The organism is Lentzea miocenica (genome assembly GCF_033949945.1).
Classification (GTDB): Bacteria; Actinomycetota; Actinomycetes; order Mycobacteriales; family Pseudonocardiaceae; genus Lentzea; species Lentzea miocenica.
This window is the reverse complement of the sequence record NZ_JAXAVW010000001.1, coordinates 263,505-278,943: the sequence shown is the minus strand read 5'-3', so window position 1 is coordinate 278,943 and position 15,439 is coordinate 263,505. Positions and strand designations below refer to the sequence as shown.

General features: G+C 69.3%; 18 protein-coding genes. 6 read left to right on the top strand and 12 right to left on the bottom strand.

Annotation, left to right across the window (positions count from 1 at the left end; translation table 11 throughout):
* Position 1: 1 nt before the first annotated feature.
* Together SK803_RS01355 and SK803_RS01350 are read right to left on the bottom strand one after the other, a co-directional pair.
* Positions 2-403, bottom strand: a complete 402-nt coding sequence (locus SK803_RS01355) for an ATP-binding protein (protein ID WP_319963834.1) — start codon at positions 401-403, stop codon at positions 2-4.
* An 82-nt stretch (positions 404-485) separates the two neighbouring features.
* Complete coding sequence (locus SK803_RS01350; protein ID WP_319963833.1) at positions 486-881, bottom strand: ATP-binding protein; 396 nt, start codon at positions 879-881, stop codon at positions 486-488.
* Between the two features lie 120 nt (positions 882-1,001).
* Here SK803_RS01350 and SK803_RS01345 point away from each other — a divergent pair, with 120 nt between their 5' ends.
* Genes SK803_RS01345 through SK803_RS01335 form a run of 3 tightly spaced genes read left to right on the top strand, consistent with a single transcriptional unit; the run spans position 1,002 to position 3,290 of the window.
* On the top strand, positions 1,002-2,177 hold the full coding sequence (locus tag SK803_RS01345; protein ID WP_319963831.1) for an MFS transporter: 1,176 nt from the start codon (positions 1,002-1,004) through the stop codon (positions 2,175-2,177).
* The gene (locus tag SK803_RS01340; protein ID WP_319963830.1) at positions 2,174-2,686 is read left to right on the top strand and encodes a 2'-5' RNA ligase family protein; all 513 of its coding nucleotides are present in this window, start codon (positions 2,174-2,176) and stop codon (positions 2,684-2,686) included. Before SK803_RS01345 ends, SK803_RS01340 begins: the two co-directional genes overlap by 4 nt.
* Before the next feature lie 52 nt (positions 2,687-2,738).
* Positions 2,739-3,290 (top strand): copper resistance CopC family protein, encoded by a 552-nt coding sequence (locus SK803_RS01335; protein WP_319963829.1) that lies wholly within the window; start codon positions 2,739-2,741, stop codon positions 3,288-3,290.
* Here the strand turns inward: SK803_RS01335 and SK803_RS01330 are convergent.
* Entirely contained in the window at positions 3,189-4,421 is a 1,233-nt protein-coding gene (locus SK803_RS01330; RefSeq protein ID WP_319963828.1) for an RNA polymerase sigma factor, read from the bottom strand. The genes SK803_RS01335 and SK803_RS01330 overlap by 102 nt on opposite strands.
* Positions 4,421-4,768 carry a YciI family protein gene (locus SK803_RS01325; protein WP_319963827.1) on the bottom strand — a complete coding sequence of 116 codons (348 nt, stop codon included), beginning with the start codon at positions 4,766-4,768 and terminating at the stop codon, positions 4,421-4,423. The genes SK803_RS01330 and SK803_RS01325 overlap by 1 nt, the downstream gene beginning before the upstream one ends.
* 60 nt (positions 4,769-4,828) lie before the next feature.
* On the opposite strand from SK803_RS01325, the gene SK803_RS01320 reads away from it, so the two are divergent.
* A complete protein-coding gene (locus tag SK803_RS01320; RefSeq protein ID WP_319963826.1) occupies positions 4,829-7,057 on the top strand; it encodes a PEP/pyruvate-binding domain-containing protein in 2,229 nt (742 codons plus the stop codon).
* A 46-nt stretch (positions 7,058-7,103) separates the two neighbouring features.
* Here the strand turns inward: SK803_RS01320 and SK803_RS01315 are convergent, their stop codons facing one another.
* The 3 genes from SK803_RS01315 to SK803_RS01305 form a co-directional block, all read right to left on the bottom strand.
* On the bottom strand, positions 7,104-7,397 hold the full coding sequence (locus SK803_RS01315) for an HPF/RaiA family ribosome-associated protein (protein WP_319963825.1): 294 nt from the start codon (positions 7,395-7,397) through the stop codon (positions 7,104-7,106).
* A 152-nt stretch (positions 7,398-7,549) separates the two neighbouring features.
* The gene (locus SK803_RS01310; protein WP_319963824.1) at positions 7,550-8,026 is read right to left on the bottom strand and encodes a redoxin domain-containing protein; all 477 of its coding nucleotides are present in this window, start codon (positions 8,024-8,026) and stop codon (positions 7,550-7,552) included.
* Positions 8,027-8,033: 7 nt separating this feature from the next.
* A complete protein-coding gene (locus SK803_RS01305) occupies positions 8,034-8,825 on the bottom strand; it encodes a cytochrome c biogenesis CcdA family protein (RefSeq protein ID WP_319963823.1) in 792 nt (263 codons plus the stop codon).
* 23 nt (positions 8,826-8,848) lie between these two features.
* Between SK803_RS01305 and SK803_RS01300 the strand changes: the two genes are divergently transcribed.
* Entirely contained in the window at positions 8,849-9,496 is a 648-nt protein-coding gene (locus tag SK803_RS01300; protein ID WP_319963822.1) for a DedA family protein, read from the top strand.
* Here SK803_RS01300 and SK803_RS01295 read toward each other — a convergent pair.
* Positions 9,483-10,655 carry a helix-turn-helix transcriptional regulator gene (locus SK803_RS01295; protein ID WP_319963821.1) on the bottom strand — a complete coding sequence of 391 codons (1,173 nt, stop codon included), beginning with the start codon at positions 10,653-10,655 and terminating at the stop codon, positions 9,483-9,485. The genes SK803_RS01300 and SK803_RS01295 overlap by 14 nt on opposite strands.
* A complete protein-coding gene (locus tag SK803_RS01290) occupies positions 10,652-12,688 on the bottom strand; it encodes an ATP-binding protein (protein ID WP_319963820.1) in 2,037 nt (678 codons plus the stop codon). The genes SK803_RS01295 and SK803_RS01290 overlap by 4 nt, the downstream gene beginning before the upstream one ends.
* Positions 12,689-13,037: 349 nt before the next feature.
* Here SK803_RS01290 and SK803_RS01285 point away from each other — a divergent pair, with 349 nt between their 5' ends.
* Entirely contained in the window at positions 13,038-13,556 is a 519-nt protein-coding gene (locus SK803_RS01285) for a lytic polysaccharide monooxygenase auxiliary activity family 9 protein (RefSeq protein WP_319963819.1), read from the top strand.
* On the opposite strand, the gene SK803_RS01280 is transcribed toward SK803_RS01285, so the two are convergent.
* Genes SK803_RS01280 through SK803_RS01270 form a run of 3 tightly spaced genes read right to left on the bottom strand, consistent with a single transcriptional unit; the run spans position 13,557 to position 15,243 of the window.
* Positions 13,557-13,967, bottom strand: coding sequence for a DnaJ family domain-containing protein (locus SK803_RS01280; protein WP_319963818.1), 411 nt, complete (start codon positions 13,965-13,967; stop codon positions 13,557-13,559).
* Positions 13,964-14,881, bottom strand: a complete 918-nt coding sequence (pip, locus tag SK803_RS01275; protein WP_319963817.1) for a prolyl aminopeptidase — start codon at positions 14,879-14,881, stop codon at positions 13,964-13,966. The genes SK803_RS01280 and pip overlap by 4 nt, the downstream gene beginning before the upstream one ends.
* Positions 14,882-14,895: 14 nt before the next feature.
* Positions 14,896-15,243 (bottom strand): hypothetical protein, encoded by a 348-nt coding sequence (locus SK803_RS01270; protein ID WP_319963816.1) that lies wholly within the window; start codon positions 15,241-15,243, stop codon positions 14,896-14,898.
* Positions 15,244-15,439: the final 196 nt, after the last annotated feature.

Genomic DNA, 15,439 nt, shown 5'->3' with positions numbered 1-15,439 from the left:
CTCAGCGGACCGACGACACGTCGGCCCACACCGTCTTCATGTCGGGGTACCGGTAATGCCCCCACACCTGCGCCAAGCCGTTCACCAGCAACAATCCCCGCTGCCGCCGCCCCAGGAACCCCATTCGCCCGAGCTGCGGGAACCGTCCGGGCGTTCCGTCGTCGACCTCCACCCGCACCACCTCGCGTTCCGGCAGGCGAAGAATGCGGGCGTGACGAGGTGGCGCGCCGTGGTGGTAGGCGTTGCTCACGAGCTCAGTGGCCACCACCATCACATCGACCACGACGTTCTCGTGCATCCCCAGCAGAAGGCGTCGCACCTCCGCCCGCACGGTCGCGAGCGGCATGGCCCCCTCCGGTAGGACGAGGTCCAGTCGTTCGCTGGACCGTCCTGCGATACCCATCAGCATTCCTCCGCGCCCTGTTCGTTCAAGGCAGAAGGATCCGTACCCACGCGCGAGCAGATCGAAACCCACCGAACTGGAATCACGGGAACCTCGGAAGGTCGGCCCACACCACGGTGTCGCCCTGCGCCTGCTCGACACCCCACCGGTCGGACAGCCGGGCCACCAGGACCAGGCCATATCCGCGCTGCGGCCGCGAGACCTTGCGCAGCGGCGGGTGGGCACGGGAGTCGTGCACGATCTCGACGCGGATCTTGGACTTCTCCACGACCACGCGCAAGAAGGACGGTTCGGACGTGTAGCGGTAGGCGTTGCTCACGAGCTCGTTCACCACCAACAGCACGTCGGCCACGCTGTCGGCGTCCTCCCTCATCAGCTCCAGCCGCACCCAGCGCCTGACCGCCGCGAGGGAGGGCCGCTGCCTGCCCAGTGGCAGATCTGCCGCGTCACCCGTCGTCGCTGCGTGATCGTGCGCCAAACCGCTCCTCGGTCAGTTGATCAGTTCGGGCGCGGGTTACCCAGGTGCATCGGCTGCCAAACCAATCGTTCAGGTGGCTGAACTACCCTCACTGCGCCGTCGCACCTCAGGGGGAACCACGTGCCCAGATCCTTGCTGCCGTTGCTGGTCGCACTGCTGGCGATGTTCTTCACGCAACAGCTGCTCGTTCCGACCCTTTCTCCACTGTCCCTCGACCTCGGCCTCACCGCGACCCAGCTGGGTCTCGTGATCACGATCGCCTCCGTGGCGGTGACCCTCGCGAGCCCGCTCTGGGGGTGGGCGCTGGACGCCATCGGGCTCCGCCGCGCACTGCTCGCCGGCCTCTGCCTGGCCATGGCCGGGTTCGCCGGGTTCGCCGCCACCGTCACGTTCGGTCTCGACGAGACCCTGACACCCGACCTGACGTTCACGTCCGTGCTGGTGTTCCGCAGCGCGCTGCTGGGTGCCGGGCTCGCCGTGCTGCCGGTCGCCGCGCTCGCCGTCGCGGGCACTTTCACCGTGGCGGAAGGCGACCGCACCAGGGCTGTCGGTCTCGTCGGTGCGGCGCAAGGGCTGTCGGCTCTGATCGGGCCGCCGGTCGGTGGCGTGCTCGCCGCCGTCTCGCTGATGCTGCCGCTCTCCGTCGCGCCCGTGCTCGCGCTGCTGGTCACGATCTTCGTTCTGGTCGCCGTCAAACCCGTCGAACGTCCACAGCAGGTGGTCCAGACACAGCCGTGGGCGATGTTGCCGGCGTTCGGCGTCGGGTTCCTGATGTTCCTGTCGTTCGGGCTTTCGCAGGTCGTCGTCACGTTGCTCGCCAAGCAACAGCTGATGTACAGCACCTCCTCACTCGCGGTCAGCGCCGTGGTGGCCGCTTCCGCTCTCGGGCTCGTCGTGACGCAGGGCGTGGTCGTGCCGCTGCTGAAGTGGCCCGCCGGCCGGTTGATGCGCACCGGTGCGCCGATCGCGGTGGCGGGCTACGCCGTGCTGGCGGTCTCGCAGTCGCTGTGGCTGGTGGCGGCGGCGTACCTCGTGGTGGCGGTCGGGCTCGGACTCGCGGTCACCGGGTTCGCCGCGGCGGCCTCGCTCGGCGTCGGGCCGCGGCACCAGGGCCTGGTCGCCGGTCTGGTCTGCGCCACGAACGGGCTGGCGTTCATCATCGGACCGATGCTGAGCGGCCTGCTCTACGACGTGGCACCGGTCGCGCCGGTGATCGCCGCCGGGGCGGCCGCCGCCCTCGCGTGCGTGCTGGCGCTGCCCCAACTCACGCCGCGTGTCCCACAATCGGTGGCGTGAGGCTGTCCGTCGCGATCTGGCCGCCGCCGGAGATCGTCGAGGTGCTCGGTGCGCTCGACCGCGCACCGGGCATCCAGTGGTCCGCGCCCGCCCAGTGGCTGATCAAGGTGCGGCCGCTGGGCACCGTGCCCGACCGGGTGATGCCGGAATTGGCCGAGGCGCTGGCCGAGGAGCTGGACGGCGCACCGGCCACCCGGTGCGTCCTCGGGCCCCGGACGCGGCCGCGCTCAGGATGGATCAGCGTGCCGGTGTCCGGTCTGGACGAGCTGGGGGCCGTGGTGTTCGAGGCGACGGCACCGATCGTGCCGGTCACCCATCCACAGCCGTTCCAGACCTTCGTGGTGCTCGCGCGCGGCCGGGTGCCGTCAGGGCAGGCAGGTCAGGCGATCAACGCCTCGTGGGTCGCGGATCGGATCGCGCTGGTGGCCGATCGGAGCTCACCGGGCAGGCCGCGGTTCGAGGACCTCGCCCGGTTCGAGCTGGAACGCCCGGCTCCCACTGTTGACTGACAACGAAACTGTGCGACCCGATGAGGAACCCCGTACCACTACGCTGCGGCTGGTGAGGCGTTTCTTCAGCGCGCTCGTGCTGGCACTGTTCGCCGCGACGGCCGTGGCCGTCCCCGCGCAGGCCCACGCCGAGCTCAAAAGCAGCAATCCGGCGTCCGGCGCGGCTCTGGACGCCCTGCCCGAGCAGATCGAGCTGACGTTCAGCGACGTCATCAGCCTGCCCGACGGGGACGCGGTCACCATCACGGGGCCGGACGGCGCCAAGTGGCCCATCACCCAGTCGAACGTCGTGGACAAGACGATCACGGCGAAGTTCGACACCGCGGCCGCGAAGGCGGGCGCGCACACGCTTGCGTGGAAGGCGCAGTCCGAGGACGGCGACGTCGTCCAGGGCACGTTCACCTTCACCATGAACGTCGCCGCGCAGACGTCCTCCGAGGCCCCGCCCTCGTCGGTGACGATGAGCGCCCCGGTGTCCAACGCTCCTCCGTCGACCGCGCCCTCAGAGTCCGGTGGTGTCCCGGCCTGGTTGTGGATCGTGGTCGTGCTGATCGTCCTCGTCGGTGTGATCCTGCTGGTCCGCCGCCGCAAGCCCCAGTCGTGAGCGCAGGAGGTCGCGCTCGGCCGGATGTTCCGCCCGGTCGAGTGCGGCCTCCAGTGCCGCGGTCGGGTCCCGGCCGAGTCTCTTCAACAGATCCGCGCGCACGGCGTGGAACAGGTGGTAGCGGTCGAGGTCCAACGCGTCGACCAGGTGCAGCGCCTTCTCCGGGCCTTCTGTCTCGGCGACCGCAACGGCGCGATGCAACGCCACCACCGGGCTCGGGGTGAAGGTCAGCAACTGGTCGTAGAGCGCCACGACCTGATGCCAGTCGGTAGGTGGATCGCTGTGCACGGCGTTGATGGCGGCCTGGATCTGGTACGGACCGGGCCGGTTCCAGCGCAGGCAGCGGCGCACGACGTCCTGTCCCTCGGCGATCAGTCCCGCGTTCCACAGTTCTCGGTCCTGGTCGGCGAGCAGGACGATCTCGCCGTCGCGCAGCCGGGCCTCCCTGCGTGACGCGACGAGCAGCATCAACGCCAGCAGCCCCCACACCTCGGGTTCGTCCGGCATGAGCTGGGCCAGCACCCGTCCGAGCCGGATCGCCTCGTCCGCCAGCCCGGCCTTGTCCAGGTAGCCCTCGTTGAAGATCAGGTAGACGACGGCGAGCACGGCCTTCAGGCGTTCTGGCAGGTCGGCGTCGCGCGGCACCCGGTACGGGATGCGGGCCGCGCGGATCTTGCCCTTAGCGCGCACGATCCGTTGCGCCATCGTGGGTTCCGGCACCAGGAACGCCCTGGCGATCTCCCCCGTCGTGAGGCCGCCGAGAAGCTTGAGGGTGAGCGCGACCTGGGCCTGCAACGCCAGCGACGGGTGGCAGCAGGTGAAGATGAGCCGCAGCCGGTCGTCGGGCACGTCCCCCACCTCCTCCGCTTCCGGTTCGTGCTGGAGCAACGCGGCCTGCGCGTGCTTCTCGTGGCCTTTGGTCTCGCGGCGCAGCTTGTCGATCGCGCGGTTGCGGGCGGTCGTGATGATCCAACCGGCGGGCGCGGGCGGGACGCCCTTGACCGGCCACTGCTCGGCGGCCGTGGTGAAGGCGTCCTGCACCGCCTCCTCGGCGAGGTCGATGTCGCCGAGGACTCGGGTCAGCACGGACACCGCGCGGCCGTACTCCGCGCGAAAGATCTCCTCGATCATCAGGACTGGATCGGCCTGACCTCGATGGACAACGGCCTGAGCACGGTCGCGAGCCGGCGCCCCCACTCCAGCGCCTCGTCCAGGTCGGCGGCCCGGATGACGGTGAACCCGCCGATGTGCTCCTTGCCCTCGACGAACGGCCCGTCGGTCATCAGCACGTCGTCGTCCTTGGCGTTCAGCACGGTCGCGGTCGACGGCGGGTGCAGGCCGACGGCGAACACCCACGCGCCCTTGGCCCGCATCTCCTCGTTCAGCGCGGCGAGGTTCTCCATGATCGGGCCGAGCACCTCTGGCGGAGGCGCCTCGCCGTCGGGCTGGTAGATGCTCAGCAGGTACTGCTGCGTCATGGTGGTCTCCTTTCACCCTTTGTACGAACGCGGGCGGCCCGTTTCGACGACCATGACGACATGATCCCGTTGATCCTTCCGCTCGACGACCCGGCCGCCGACCTGGCGACGGTCGGGGGCAAGGGCGCCTCCCTGGCGCGGCTGACCAGAGCCGGGCTGCCGGTGCCCGCCGGATTCCACCTCACGACCCGCGCCTACCGCGAGCGGTCGGCGGACGGCGTGCTGGAGGCGTTCCGGGAGCTGGGCGGGCCGGTGGCGGTGCGGTCGTCGGCCACCGCGGAGGACCTGCCGGACCTGTCGTTCGCCGGCCAGCACGACACCGTGCTGAACGTTGACGAGAGCGGGCTGTTCGACGCGGTCCTCAAGTGCTGGGACTCGTTGCGGTCCGAGCGGGCCGTCGCCTACCGCGAGCGGAACGGGATCGAGTCGGCCGAGATGGCCGTTGTCGTGCAACGGATGGTGCCCGCGGACGTGTCCGGCGTGCTGTTCACCGCGGATCCGGTGACCGGGCGCGCCGAGCCGGTGATCAACGCGGTGCGCGGGCTCGGTGAGGCGTTGGTGAGCGGTGAGGCGGATTCGGCGGAGTTGCTCGACGACGCCCAGAAGAGCGAACTGATCGCGCTCGGCGAGCGGATCGAGGCGCTCTACGGGATGCCGATGGACGTCGAGTGGGCGTTGGCGGGCAAGAGGTTCTGGATTCTGCAGGCGCGGCCGATCACATCGTCGCGGGTCGAGTGGAACGACTCACTCGACGGCGATTACCTGTGGTCCAACGGAAACGTCGGCGAGGCCATCCCCGAGGTGATGACGCCGGTGACGTGGTCGCTGGTCGAGGTGCTGTCGAGTGTCGCGATCGGACCGCACCGGATCTCCGGCAACATCGGCGGCCGTTTCTACCTCAACATCAGCACGTACACCGCGCTGGGCACGGCGATCGGCAGGGCCGACGAGATGCGGCGCTCCGGCGAGGAGACGTTCGGGCGCATCCCGGCCGGCGTGACGGTGCCGCCGCTGCCGATGTCGCGGCTCGCGATCCTGGGTGCGGTGCTGCGCGGGGCGGGAGGGCCGATCAAGCAGCAGATCCTCTACCGGACGCGGCTGCCCCGGCTGGTCCGCGACAACCCCGGCCGGTGCGCCGCTGCCCACAAGGCGATCGCCGCCTGCACAACGCCCGCCGCGTTGCTCGGCCTGTGGCGGCGCGATCTCGACCAGCTGCTGCGGTTCGTCTGCCCGGTGCTGGACGCGGGCGCGCGGATGATCGCGGGCGGGCCGGCGGCGTTGCGGCGCAGGCTCGTCGAACTGGCCGGCGAGGAGGACGCGGCCACGTTGCTGACCGGATTCCACGACGGCGCGGGGCTCGCCAGCCTGGGTCCGCTGGTCGGGCTCGCGCGGCTGCGGTCGGGCGAGATCGATCGGGACACCTTCGCCCAGAGCTGGGGACATCGGTCCGCCAACGACTTCGAGATCTACGCGCCACGCCCCGCGGAGGATCCGGACTGGATCTCCCGGCAGCTGGAGACGCTGGCGGACCCGGAAGCCCTGCTGGCACGTCAACGTGAAGCACGAGCCGGGGCCTGGCACCGGCTGGTGGCGAAACACCCCGCGGCGGCCCAGAAGATCCGCAAGCGGCTCGACCGCATCGGCGACGGTGCGCGGGCGCGCGAGCAGGCCCGGTCGGAGATGGTGCGGGCGTTCTGGGTGATGCGCGCGTTCGTGCTGCGGGCCGGGGAGCTGACGTCGTCCGGTGACGACCTGTTCTTCCTGCCGATCGACGACGTGCTGCGCGTTCTGGACGGCGAGACGAAGTTGCTGGACCGGGTGCCCGCGCAACGGGCCGCGTACGAGCGTTATCGGGCGCTGCCGCCCTATCCGGCGGTGATTCGCGGACGATTCGATCCGGAGTCGTGGGCGGCCTCACCGAACCGCCGGGCCGATCTCCACGACGCGACCGCCGACGTGCCGATGCCGTCGGACGTCACGGGATTCCCCGGCTCGGCGGGCGTGGTCGAAGGCGTGGCACGCGTGCTGGCGCGGGTCGAGGACGGCGAGTCGTTGCGGCAGGGCGAGATTCTCGTGACCACGGTGACGAACATCGGGTGGACGCCGCTGTTCACCCGTGCCGCCGCGGTGGTGACCGACGTCGGCGCGCCTCTCTCGCACGCGGCGATCGTGGCGCGGGAGCTCGGGATTCCGGCCGTGGTGGGCTGCGGGAACGCCACGACCCGGATCGCCACGGGAGACCGGATCCAGGTGGACGGGGCCAGGGGAACCGTGAAACGGGTGCGGTGAACCCACCACCCGTCCGCCGCCGAGTGGTGGGTTCAGTTCACCGAGGTCAGTTGTGCACGGGAACGCGGCTGTGCATCGCGACGAGCTGACGCCGCATGCGTTCCCGCAACAGGTCGATCACCTCGGTGACCGTGTCGGCCTCCGCGTACGCCTGCACCTCGACCCACTTCAGGTCGAGCCGGGCGTGCGCGTGGATCACGGACTTGTCCGAGGTCAGGTTGACCCAGGCGAAGTCGACCCTGTCCGGTGCGTACCGGTCCAGCGAACCGATCCTCGCCGACGCGTAGTCCCTGGCCTGCTCCGGAATGGCCTCCGCGAGCGAGACCTGGATGTAGTCCATCGACACCTGCCTCCTCAAGGCCGCGCGGCACCGCCACGGGGCCAGTTCGACGATACGAATTCGATCGCAACGCCGAACCAGGCGTTGGTCCCGACAGCGCAGGGTCTTTCTACTGAGATGGTGCGGCTGCGAGGCCTAGTGATGTGACTGGATCAACTCTTCGGCAGCAAAGCGGATACGCGCTGGTCGAGCTGCTCCTCGGTGGGCGCGCCGGTGAGAAGTTCCACCGAGCCGTCGGTCTTGACGAACGCGAACGTGGGCTGAGCGGTCACGCCGAACCTCTTCCACACGGACCCGTCGAGGTCGGCCAGATGCGGGAAACCGTTCATCTCGTGGTCGCTCACGAACTTCTTCATCGCGTCCAGCTGGTCCTCGGCCGCGACGCCGACGAACTGAACCTTGTCGTGGCGCTTGGCCATCTCCGCGACGGTCTTCGCCTCGGCGTTGCACGACGGGCACCAGGGCGTCCAGAACCACAGCACGGCCGGCTGACCGACGAGCTTGTCGCCGCGGAACTCCGCACCCTCCAGGGTCTTGGCGGTGAACTGGAACTTCTCCGGGGGCGGCGCCTTCTCTCCGCATCCCGCGAGCAGCAGCACGACTCCCAGCAGCACTCCGAGGAAGCGCATCGGCTCCTCACCTCCTGTCTGGGCGTACGGCCTTGCGCCTCCTCCGGTTCAGCCACCACGCCCCCGCTGTCGCCAGCACCACCACGAACGGCCACGGCCCGAGTGCCGAGACGATCTGCACGAGCGTGTTCTGGAACCGTCCGGCGGCCCGCACGACCGGGTCGACCGCGCTGCCGTTGGCGAGGAACAGCCGCAGCTCGTAGATGCCGTAGTAGGTCACGTACGCACCCACCACCACGAGCACCACACCGCCGATGCGACTGACGTGTGGGAGGAGCTTGCGGATCTGCGGTGCGAGCACCGAACCCGCGACGGCCAGTGCGGTGACCACAAGTCCCATACCGAACGCATAGGCGAGGAACGCAGCACCGCCGGTCTGCAGCGATGCGCCGACCACGGCGAGGAACGGCCCGATCGCGCACGAGAGAGAGGCGATGGCGAACGCGATGCCGTAGCCGTACATCGACCAGAGGCTCTTCGGCGCGGCTTGCAGCTTCGGCAACCTCAGGTACAGGTCCTTGCCGATCACCAGCAGCACGCCGACGACGATCATCACCACGCCGATCACGACCGTCACGAACGGCAGGTAGCGCTTGAGCGTGCCCGCCAGCGGCGTGACGAGAAGACCGAACAGTCCGAAGAAGGTGACAAATCCGGCCGTCATCACCAAACCGGACATAAAGGCTCTCGTCAGATTGTCGCGGGCCACCAGAGCCAGATAGGCGGGCAGCATGGCGAATCCGCACGGGTTGACCGTGGCGACCATTCCCGCGACGACCGCGAGCGCGAGCTCGTTCACGATGGCGACGGTAGTGTTGCGACGTGCCGATCGAACAGTGGCTCGAAGCCATTCCACCTCTGCTCGTGTACGTGATCGTCGGCCTGGTGATCGGCTTCGAGTCGCTCGGCATCCCGTTGCCTGGCGAGATCGTGCTGGTCACGGCCTCGCTGCTGGCGTCGCAGCACGACGATCTGAGCCCGTTGTGGATCGGCGTGTGGGCGAGCGCGGGCGCCATCATCGGCGACAACTTCGGCTACCTCATCGGCCGGCGCGGCGGGCCTCGCCTGTTCGCCTGGATGGGCCGAAAATTCCCCAAGCACTTCGGTGAAACGCAGCTGAACCACGCTCGCACGGTGTTCCAGAAACGCGGCGCGTGGGCGGTGTTCTTCGGCCGTTTCGTGGCATTGCTGCGCATTCTCGCCGGGCCTCTGGCCGGTTCTCTGCACATGAACTACGGCAAGTTCCTGGTGGCGAACGCGCTCGGCGGCGTGGTGTGGGCGGGCGGCACCACGGCGGCCGTCTACTACCTCGGCGTGGTGGCCGAGAAGTGGTTGAAGGGCTTCTCCTACGCGGGCCTGGCGATCGCCGTGGTGGCGGGCGTGGCCGGTGTCTTCATCGTGAAGCGGCGGCTCGCGAAGGCGGCGGAAAAGCTGGAAGAACCAGCCGAAGAAGTTGTCAGGACTGCGTAGTCCACGCGGCGATCTGCGCGCGCGACCGCACTCCCAGGACGGTCTTGAGGTCGCGCACGTCCGCCTCGACCGTCCGCAGGGACACGTGCAGCCCGTCCGCGATCTGCCGGTTGGTCAGGCCTTCCGCGACCATCGCGGCGACCTGGAGGAGCCGTTCGTCGCGCCACGACAACGGTCTCAGCTCCGGCTCGTCCCGCTCCTCCTGCCTGGCCGTGAGGTTCACCGAGCCCTGCGGCAACGCGAACAGCCGCACCGATTCGAGCATCGTGAGCCGCTCGCCGTTCTCGAGCAGTGAGCGTTCCTTCAGACGCTTCGCGATCTCCCACCCGTCCGGCACGAGCGCGTCGGCGAGCTCCTCGGTCATGCCGTCGGGGAACATCGCGAACGTCTGCAGGGCGGTCTTCTCGGCCTCGGTGAGCAGCTGGTAGCTGTGGTCGATCGCCGCGTGCAGCGACCGGTGGTGCGGTGAGGCGTCACGCGGTCCGGCGGTGAGGACGGCGAACCGGTTGTCCAGCCTGGCCTCGATCTCCTCCAGCGTCAGCACCCGGATGAGCCGCGCGGCGAGTTCGAGCGCGAGCGGCAACCGGTCGAGCCGCTCGCACACGGCGTCCAGCAGGTCGGCGCTCTCGTCGAACTCGCTGTCGAACGCCAGCGCCCGATCGCGGAACAGCCGCCTCGCCTCGTGCGGGCCGAGCGGCGAGAGCCGGTACGCCTGCTCGCCGGGGACGTTGAGCAGCTCGCGGCTCGTGGCCAGCACGCGCAGCGCCGGATGGCGCGCGACGAGTTCGGCGCAGTCCCCGAGGACGTGTTCGCAGCCGTCCAGGACGAGCAGCCCCGGGTTCGGCGCGGTCGCCAGCAGGTCGGGAACCCGCGTGACGTCCGCGAGTTCGACCACCATGGCGTGCTGCCGGTGGGCGACGGCCTCCTGCACGAACCGCGACTTGCCGACACCTGGCGGTCCGACGACCGTGACGATCCGGTGGCGCGCCAGGAGCTTGGTGAGGCCGGCCAGCTCGGCGTGACGGCCGACGAAGGTGTCGAGCCGCGGGGAGGTGTGCACGACCTCGCGGGCGCGGCGGCGGTAGGCGCGCTGGCGGCAGGCTCCTGAGCAGTACTTGGCGGGTGCGGTGAGCGGGGCGCCGCAGTCCTCACACGTCATCGCACGCGCGCCGTCCGTGCCGCCAGCTGCGTTCGCGAGGACAGCCCCAGCCTGGTCAGCATCTGCGTCACGTGCGACCGCACGGTCCCGGTTGAGATCCCCAGCCTCGTCCCGATCTCCTGGTTGGTCAGCCCGTCCACCACCAGGTCGGCGATCTGCTGTTGCCGCGAGGTCAGCGGATCGTCGCGCCGCACCGAGCTCACGTACTCCTGCAACCCCGCGAAATCCAGCCGCTCACCCAGCTGCCGGGCCCGTGCCGCACGCCGCTCCCCTGCCTCCAGCACCGCCAGTTCGCGGGCCGAGGCGACCATGTGCGTCCACGGAGGCTCCGACCGCGCGGCGCGCGAACGGCGGGTCGCGGCGGCCGCGGTCATCAGCACGACGGCGCGCTCCGGCTGCTGCCGGTGCGCGGCGACGATGCCGAGGCCTTCCAGCACACCGGACAGCGCCGCGCACGAGGACGACCCCTCCAGCAGAGCGACCACGAAGTGCTGCTCCGCCAGGTCGAGCGCACCACGCCGCAACGCGATCGCGCCCGCCGTGTGCTTGGCGAACATCCAACGGTGGCCGTCCAGCGCACCCCACCGCAGCGACTCGTCGATCACCGCCGACGCGGCGTCCAGGTCACCGATCCGCATGAGCAGCCAGGCGTAGTTGTTGAGGAACGTCATCAACAACCGTTCGTTGCCCTGTGCGCGTGCGGCCACGACAGCGTGTTCGGTGGCCGAGCGAGCCCCGTCGAGGTCGCCGACCTTGGAACGCGCGTGGCCCAGCGTGTTCCACGCCCGCGCCTCCCAGATGGGATGCCGGGTCGACGGGTGCGCCACCAGGGCCTCGGCCAGCCGGAGCGCCTCCGCGCCGTCGCCGGCCGTGCCCGCCAGCCAGGACGCGCGGAACAACAGGACCTCCGAGTGCGACGACAGCGGGCCGGACGCCAGCGTCGTCGAGGCCAGGCGCATGGCCTCGACGTAGGAACCGCGCAGGTGCCAGACGTGCACGACGGCCGCGACCAGCCAGGTGTGCCGCGGGTCGGAGGGAGGGAGGCGGGCGATCACGTGCAGGAGCTGGTGCTCGTGGCCGCCCAGCCAGGTGTTCGTCTCGTCGCTGATCGACGGGGCCGCGGCGACCGTGCGGATCATGCGGGTCAGCGCGGTGGCGAGGCGGTCGACCGTCGCGTCGGTCTCTCCCGACTCCGCGAGCCGGGCCAGGCCGAACAGGCGGATCGACTCGAGCAGGCGGAACCGCGCGCTGCGCGAGGACGACTGCGAGCGGACCACCAACGACTTGGCGCGGAACGTTGCCATCAGCTGCACCACGTCGTCGGCACCGGCGCAGACCGCGGCGGCCAGCTCGAGGTCGAAGTCGCCGACCAGCACGGACAGCCGGCGCAACGCGGCCTGCTCGGCCGGATCGAGCAGGTCGTAGCTCCACCTGATCACCGCGTCCAGGTCGCGGTGGCGCGCGGGCACGTCCGTCCTGGCCGCCGCGAGTTCGATCGCCAGCGGCAGGTGGTCGACCACCGAATCGGCCAGTTCCGGGGAACCACCGCATGCCACGAACAGCGCGCGGGCGTCGGCGGGAGGGAGCAGGCCGACGTCGACGCACATCTCGCCGGCCAGATCGAGGGGTTCGCGGCTCGTCACCAGCACGCGCAGCCGCGGGCAGTGCGCCAGCAGCTCGGTGACGGCCGCGGCGGCCTCGCGGATCAGGTGTTCGCAGTTGTCCAGCACCAGGACCCGGTGCTCGGACAGCGCGCGGACGACGGTCGCGTGCAGTGGCGAACCCGGCTCCTCCCAGACGTTCAGTGAGAACGCGATCACGTGCCACAGCAGGTCCGGCCGGTGCACGGACTCCAGCTCGACGACGGCGGTGCCGGGTTCCACCGGGCAGAGTTCGGCCGCCAGCCGCGACTTCCCGGACCCGCCGGGACCGACCAGCGCCACCAGGCGGTGCTTGCGCAGGAGTCGTCGCACGGCGGTCAACTCGCGTTCCCGTCCCACCAGACGAGTCCGCGCACTCACCGACGACCACATGGGCGCGATTCTATGAGCGAACGCATCGCGAAGAAATGTCGCGCAATCGCGATTGACAGCAGGTCGTCGCCACTGCGGCACTGGTGCGAAATGGGTGCGGCACACCGCGGTCGACCACGCTCGGTGACCCCAAGAAGGCTCGAAGCCGCCCAAAACCTCCCAGAACCCAACGGCTTCGCTCACCGGAGAGCCGAAATTCGGTGCTGTACAAAGCTGAGCGTCCGTCGCTTACCTGACTGATCTATCAACACGTCTTGTGGCCTCCCGATTACGCGCGGTATGGTCTAGACCTTCAACCGCCGCCGCGATGTACCAGCACGCACAAGCACATCAAGGCAAAGGAAGTCACATGAAAATTGGACGCAGGGTTGCGGCTGCCATGGCCGGCGTTCTCGCTGCACCGTTGCTCGTCGTGGCTCTCCCGACCGGCACGGCGTTCGCCCACGGCTACATCTCGTCGCCGGCCAGCCGCCAGGCGCAATGTGCCAGCGGCACTGTCAAGGACTGCGGAGCCATCCAGTGGGAGCCGCAGTCGGTCGAAGGCCCGAAGAACCTGCGCAGCTGCCACGCCAACCTGTCGCAGTTCTCCGTGCTCAGCAACGACAACAAGGGCTGGAAGGTCTCGAACGTGGGCCGCACGGCCACGTTCAACTGGACGTTCACCGCGCGGCACCGCACTCGTGACTACGAGTACTTCGTCGACGGCCGCAAGGTCGCGACGTTCAGCGGCAACAACCAGCAGCCGCCGGCGACCGTGCAGCACAGCGTCAACCTGGGGTCGGCCGGACGCCACAAGGTGCTCGCCATCTGGAACATCGGCGACACCGCGAACGCGTTCTACTCCTGCATCGACGTCAACGCGAGCTGATCACCGACGGGCGCTTGAGTTCCCCTTCCGCTCAAGCACCACCTGCTCGACGTCGAACGGCATGAGGTTCAACGGCGGACCGGACAACGGTTTCCGCAAGGCGTCGAGGATCTTCGCGTTCATCTCCCCGATGATCGCGCGCGCCTCGTCGTCGGTCGGGGCCGCCAGGGCACGGGCCTTGGCGGTCTCGGCCTGCCTGCGCAGGACCAGGGAAGGGGGCAACCCTGTCGTGCCCTCTTCCTCCCGCACCTTCTTCCTGATCCACCAGTCCTCTTCGAGAGGCTCACCCGCGCCGGGCAACGGTTTCCCGGCGCTGGGCAGGTCGTCGAACTCACCGCGTTCCTGGGCTTCGCGGATCTGCTTGTCGATCCACGACTCGAAGCCCATGCCCGGCGGCTTCCGTTGTGTCATGGGGAAAACCTCCTGACCGCGGACTGCATCGCCTCCGCGAACGCGGGGCTGCCCTTGTGGCCACTGTCGTCCACGAGGGTCAGTTCGGCATCCGGCCACGCCTTCGCCAGCGCGTAAGCGGTGTCCGCGGGACAGCTCATGTCCCGGCGGCCGTGGATCAACGCGGCCGGAATGCCCGCGAGCTTGCCGGCGTCGCTCAGCAGATCGCCGACGAAGCCGAGGTTCGCGTAGTAGTGCGCGATGATCCGCACGAGCGCGATCACGTCGTCCGACGCCCTGTCACCGAACACGTTCGCCTTGCCGAAGTTCTCCAGCGACAGCACGGTGTCCTCCCACCGGCACCACTCGATCGCGGCCTGCTCCCGCACCGCGCGATCCGGGTTCTCCATCACCTCGGCGTACGCCCGCACGACGTCCGGCGCGTTGCCGACGTGTGCGCTGAACCGCTCCCAGGCCTCCGGGAAGAACCGGGAAACGCCCTTGTAGAGCCAATCCAGCTCACGGGCGGAGGAGAGGGTGACGGCGATCAGGATCATCTCGGAGACGCGGTGAGGATGGCGTTGCGCGTAGGCGACGCCGAGCGTGGTGCCCCAGGATCCGCCGTACACCAGCCACTTCTCGATGCCGAGGTGCTCGCGGAGCATCTCCATGTCGGCGATCAGGTGGTCGGTCGTGTTGACGCTCATGTCCGCGGCCGGGTCACTGGCGTGCGGTGTGCTCCTGCCGCAGCCGCGCTGGTGGAAGATCACCACCCGGTACTTCTCGGCGTCGAGCGACCTGCGCGCGCCGTTCGCCGGACCGCCGGGCCCGCCGTGGAGGAACACGGCAGGCTTGCCGTCCGGATTCCCGACGACCTCCCAGTAGACCTGGTTGCCGTCGCCGACGTCGAGCATGCCGTGTTCGCAAGGCTCCATGGTTTCCAGCTTAACTAGATCTTGAGCAGCTTCCAGTTCACCCCGGCGTCGTCGGACCGGTAGACCTCGGCGAACTCCTGACCAGGGCCGCCCCTGACCAACGTGGCGTGCCGTGAGTCGGAGAAAGCCAGGTCCTCGAACGACGGCCCGCCGAGGGTGAGCAGCGTGTCCCACTTCTCGCCGGGACCGCGGTGCACGAATGACCAGTCCCGCCCGGTCGCGGCCACGAGTGCCGCCTCCGGTGAGATCGCGAAGCCCGTCGTGATGCCCTCACGCGGCGGCACGCTCACCGTTTTGAACGGCCCGCCCTCGGACTTGCGCAGCTCCTTGGTCATGTTCCCGAAGCGCGACCCGTACAGCATCGGCACGAAGCAAGAAGCCTTGTGAGCTGCGGATATCTGCGACGCTGGGGGTGGTCCGCCGACGTCGAAGGGGCAAGCCGCAGGACTGAACCCAGCCACCTCCCGATTGCGCCAGGTCATGTCTAAGTCGTGTTCGTGTCGTGGTGTCGCGGTGCCGTTCGCGATACCCAATCAGACGTTCAAGTCCCCTGACCTG

Excerpts from the sequence above, each read along its gene's own strand:
- SK803_RS01280 (WP_319963818.1), bottom strand. The coding sequence starts at position 13,967 with ATGACACAACGGAAGCCGCCGGGCATGGGCTTCGAGTCGTGGATCGAC.
- SK803_RS01325 (WP_319963827.1), bottom strand. The coding sequence starts at position 4,768 with ATGACGCAGCAGTACCTGCTGAGCATCTACCAGCCCGACGGCGAGGCG.
- SK803_RS01310 (WP_319963824.1), bottom strand. The coding sequence starts at position 8,026 with ATGCGCTTCCTCGGAGTGCTGCTGGGAGTCGTGCTGCTGCTCGCGGGA.
- SK803_RS01295 (WP_319963821.1), bottom strand. The coding sequence starts at position 10,655 with ATGACGTGTGAGGACTGCGGCGCCCCGCTCACCGCACCCGCCAAGTAC.
- SK803_RS01270 (WP_319963816.1), bottom strand. The coding sequence starts at position 15,243 with ATGCTGTACGGGTCGCGCTTCGGGAACATGACCAAGGAGCTGCGCAAG.
- pip (WP_319963817.1), bottom strand. The coding sequence starts at position 14,881 with ATGGAGCCTTGCGAACACGGCATGCTCGACGTCGGCGACGGCAACCAG.
- SK803_RS01290 (WP_319963820.1), bottom strand. The coding sequence starts at position 12,688 with ATGTGGTCGTCGGTGAGTGCGCGGACTCGTCTGGTGGGACGGGAACGC.
- SK803_RS01320 (WP_319963826.1), top strand. The coding sequence starts at position 4,829 with ATGATCCCGTTGATCCTTCCGCTCGACGACCCGGCCGCCGACCTGGCG.
- SK803_RS01330 (WP_319963828.1), bottom strand. The coding sequence starts at position 4,421 with ATGATCGAGGAGATCTTTCGCGCGGAGTACGGCCGCGCGGTGTCCGTG.
- SK803_RS01285 (WP_319963819.1), top strand. The coding sequence starts at position 13,038 with ATGAAAATTGGACGCAGGGTTGCGGCTGCCATGGCCGGCGTTCTCGCT.
- SK803_RS01355 (WP_319963834.1), bottom strand. The coding sequence starts at position 403 with ATGGGTATCGCAGGACGGTCCAGCGAACGACTGGACCTCGTCCTACCG.
- SK803_RS01315 (WP_319963825.1), bottom strand. The coding sequence starts at position 7,397 with ATGGACTACATCCAGGTCTCGCTCGCGGAGGCCATTCCGGAGCAGGCC.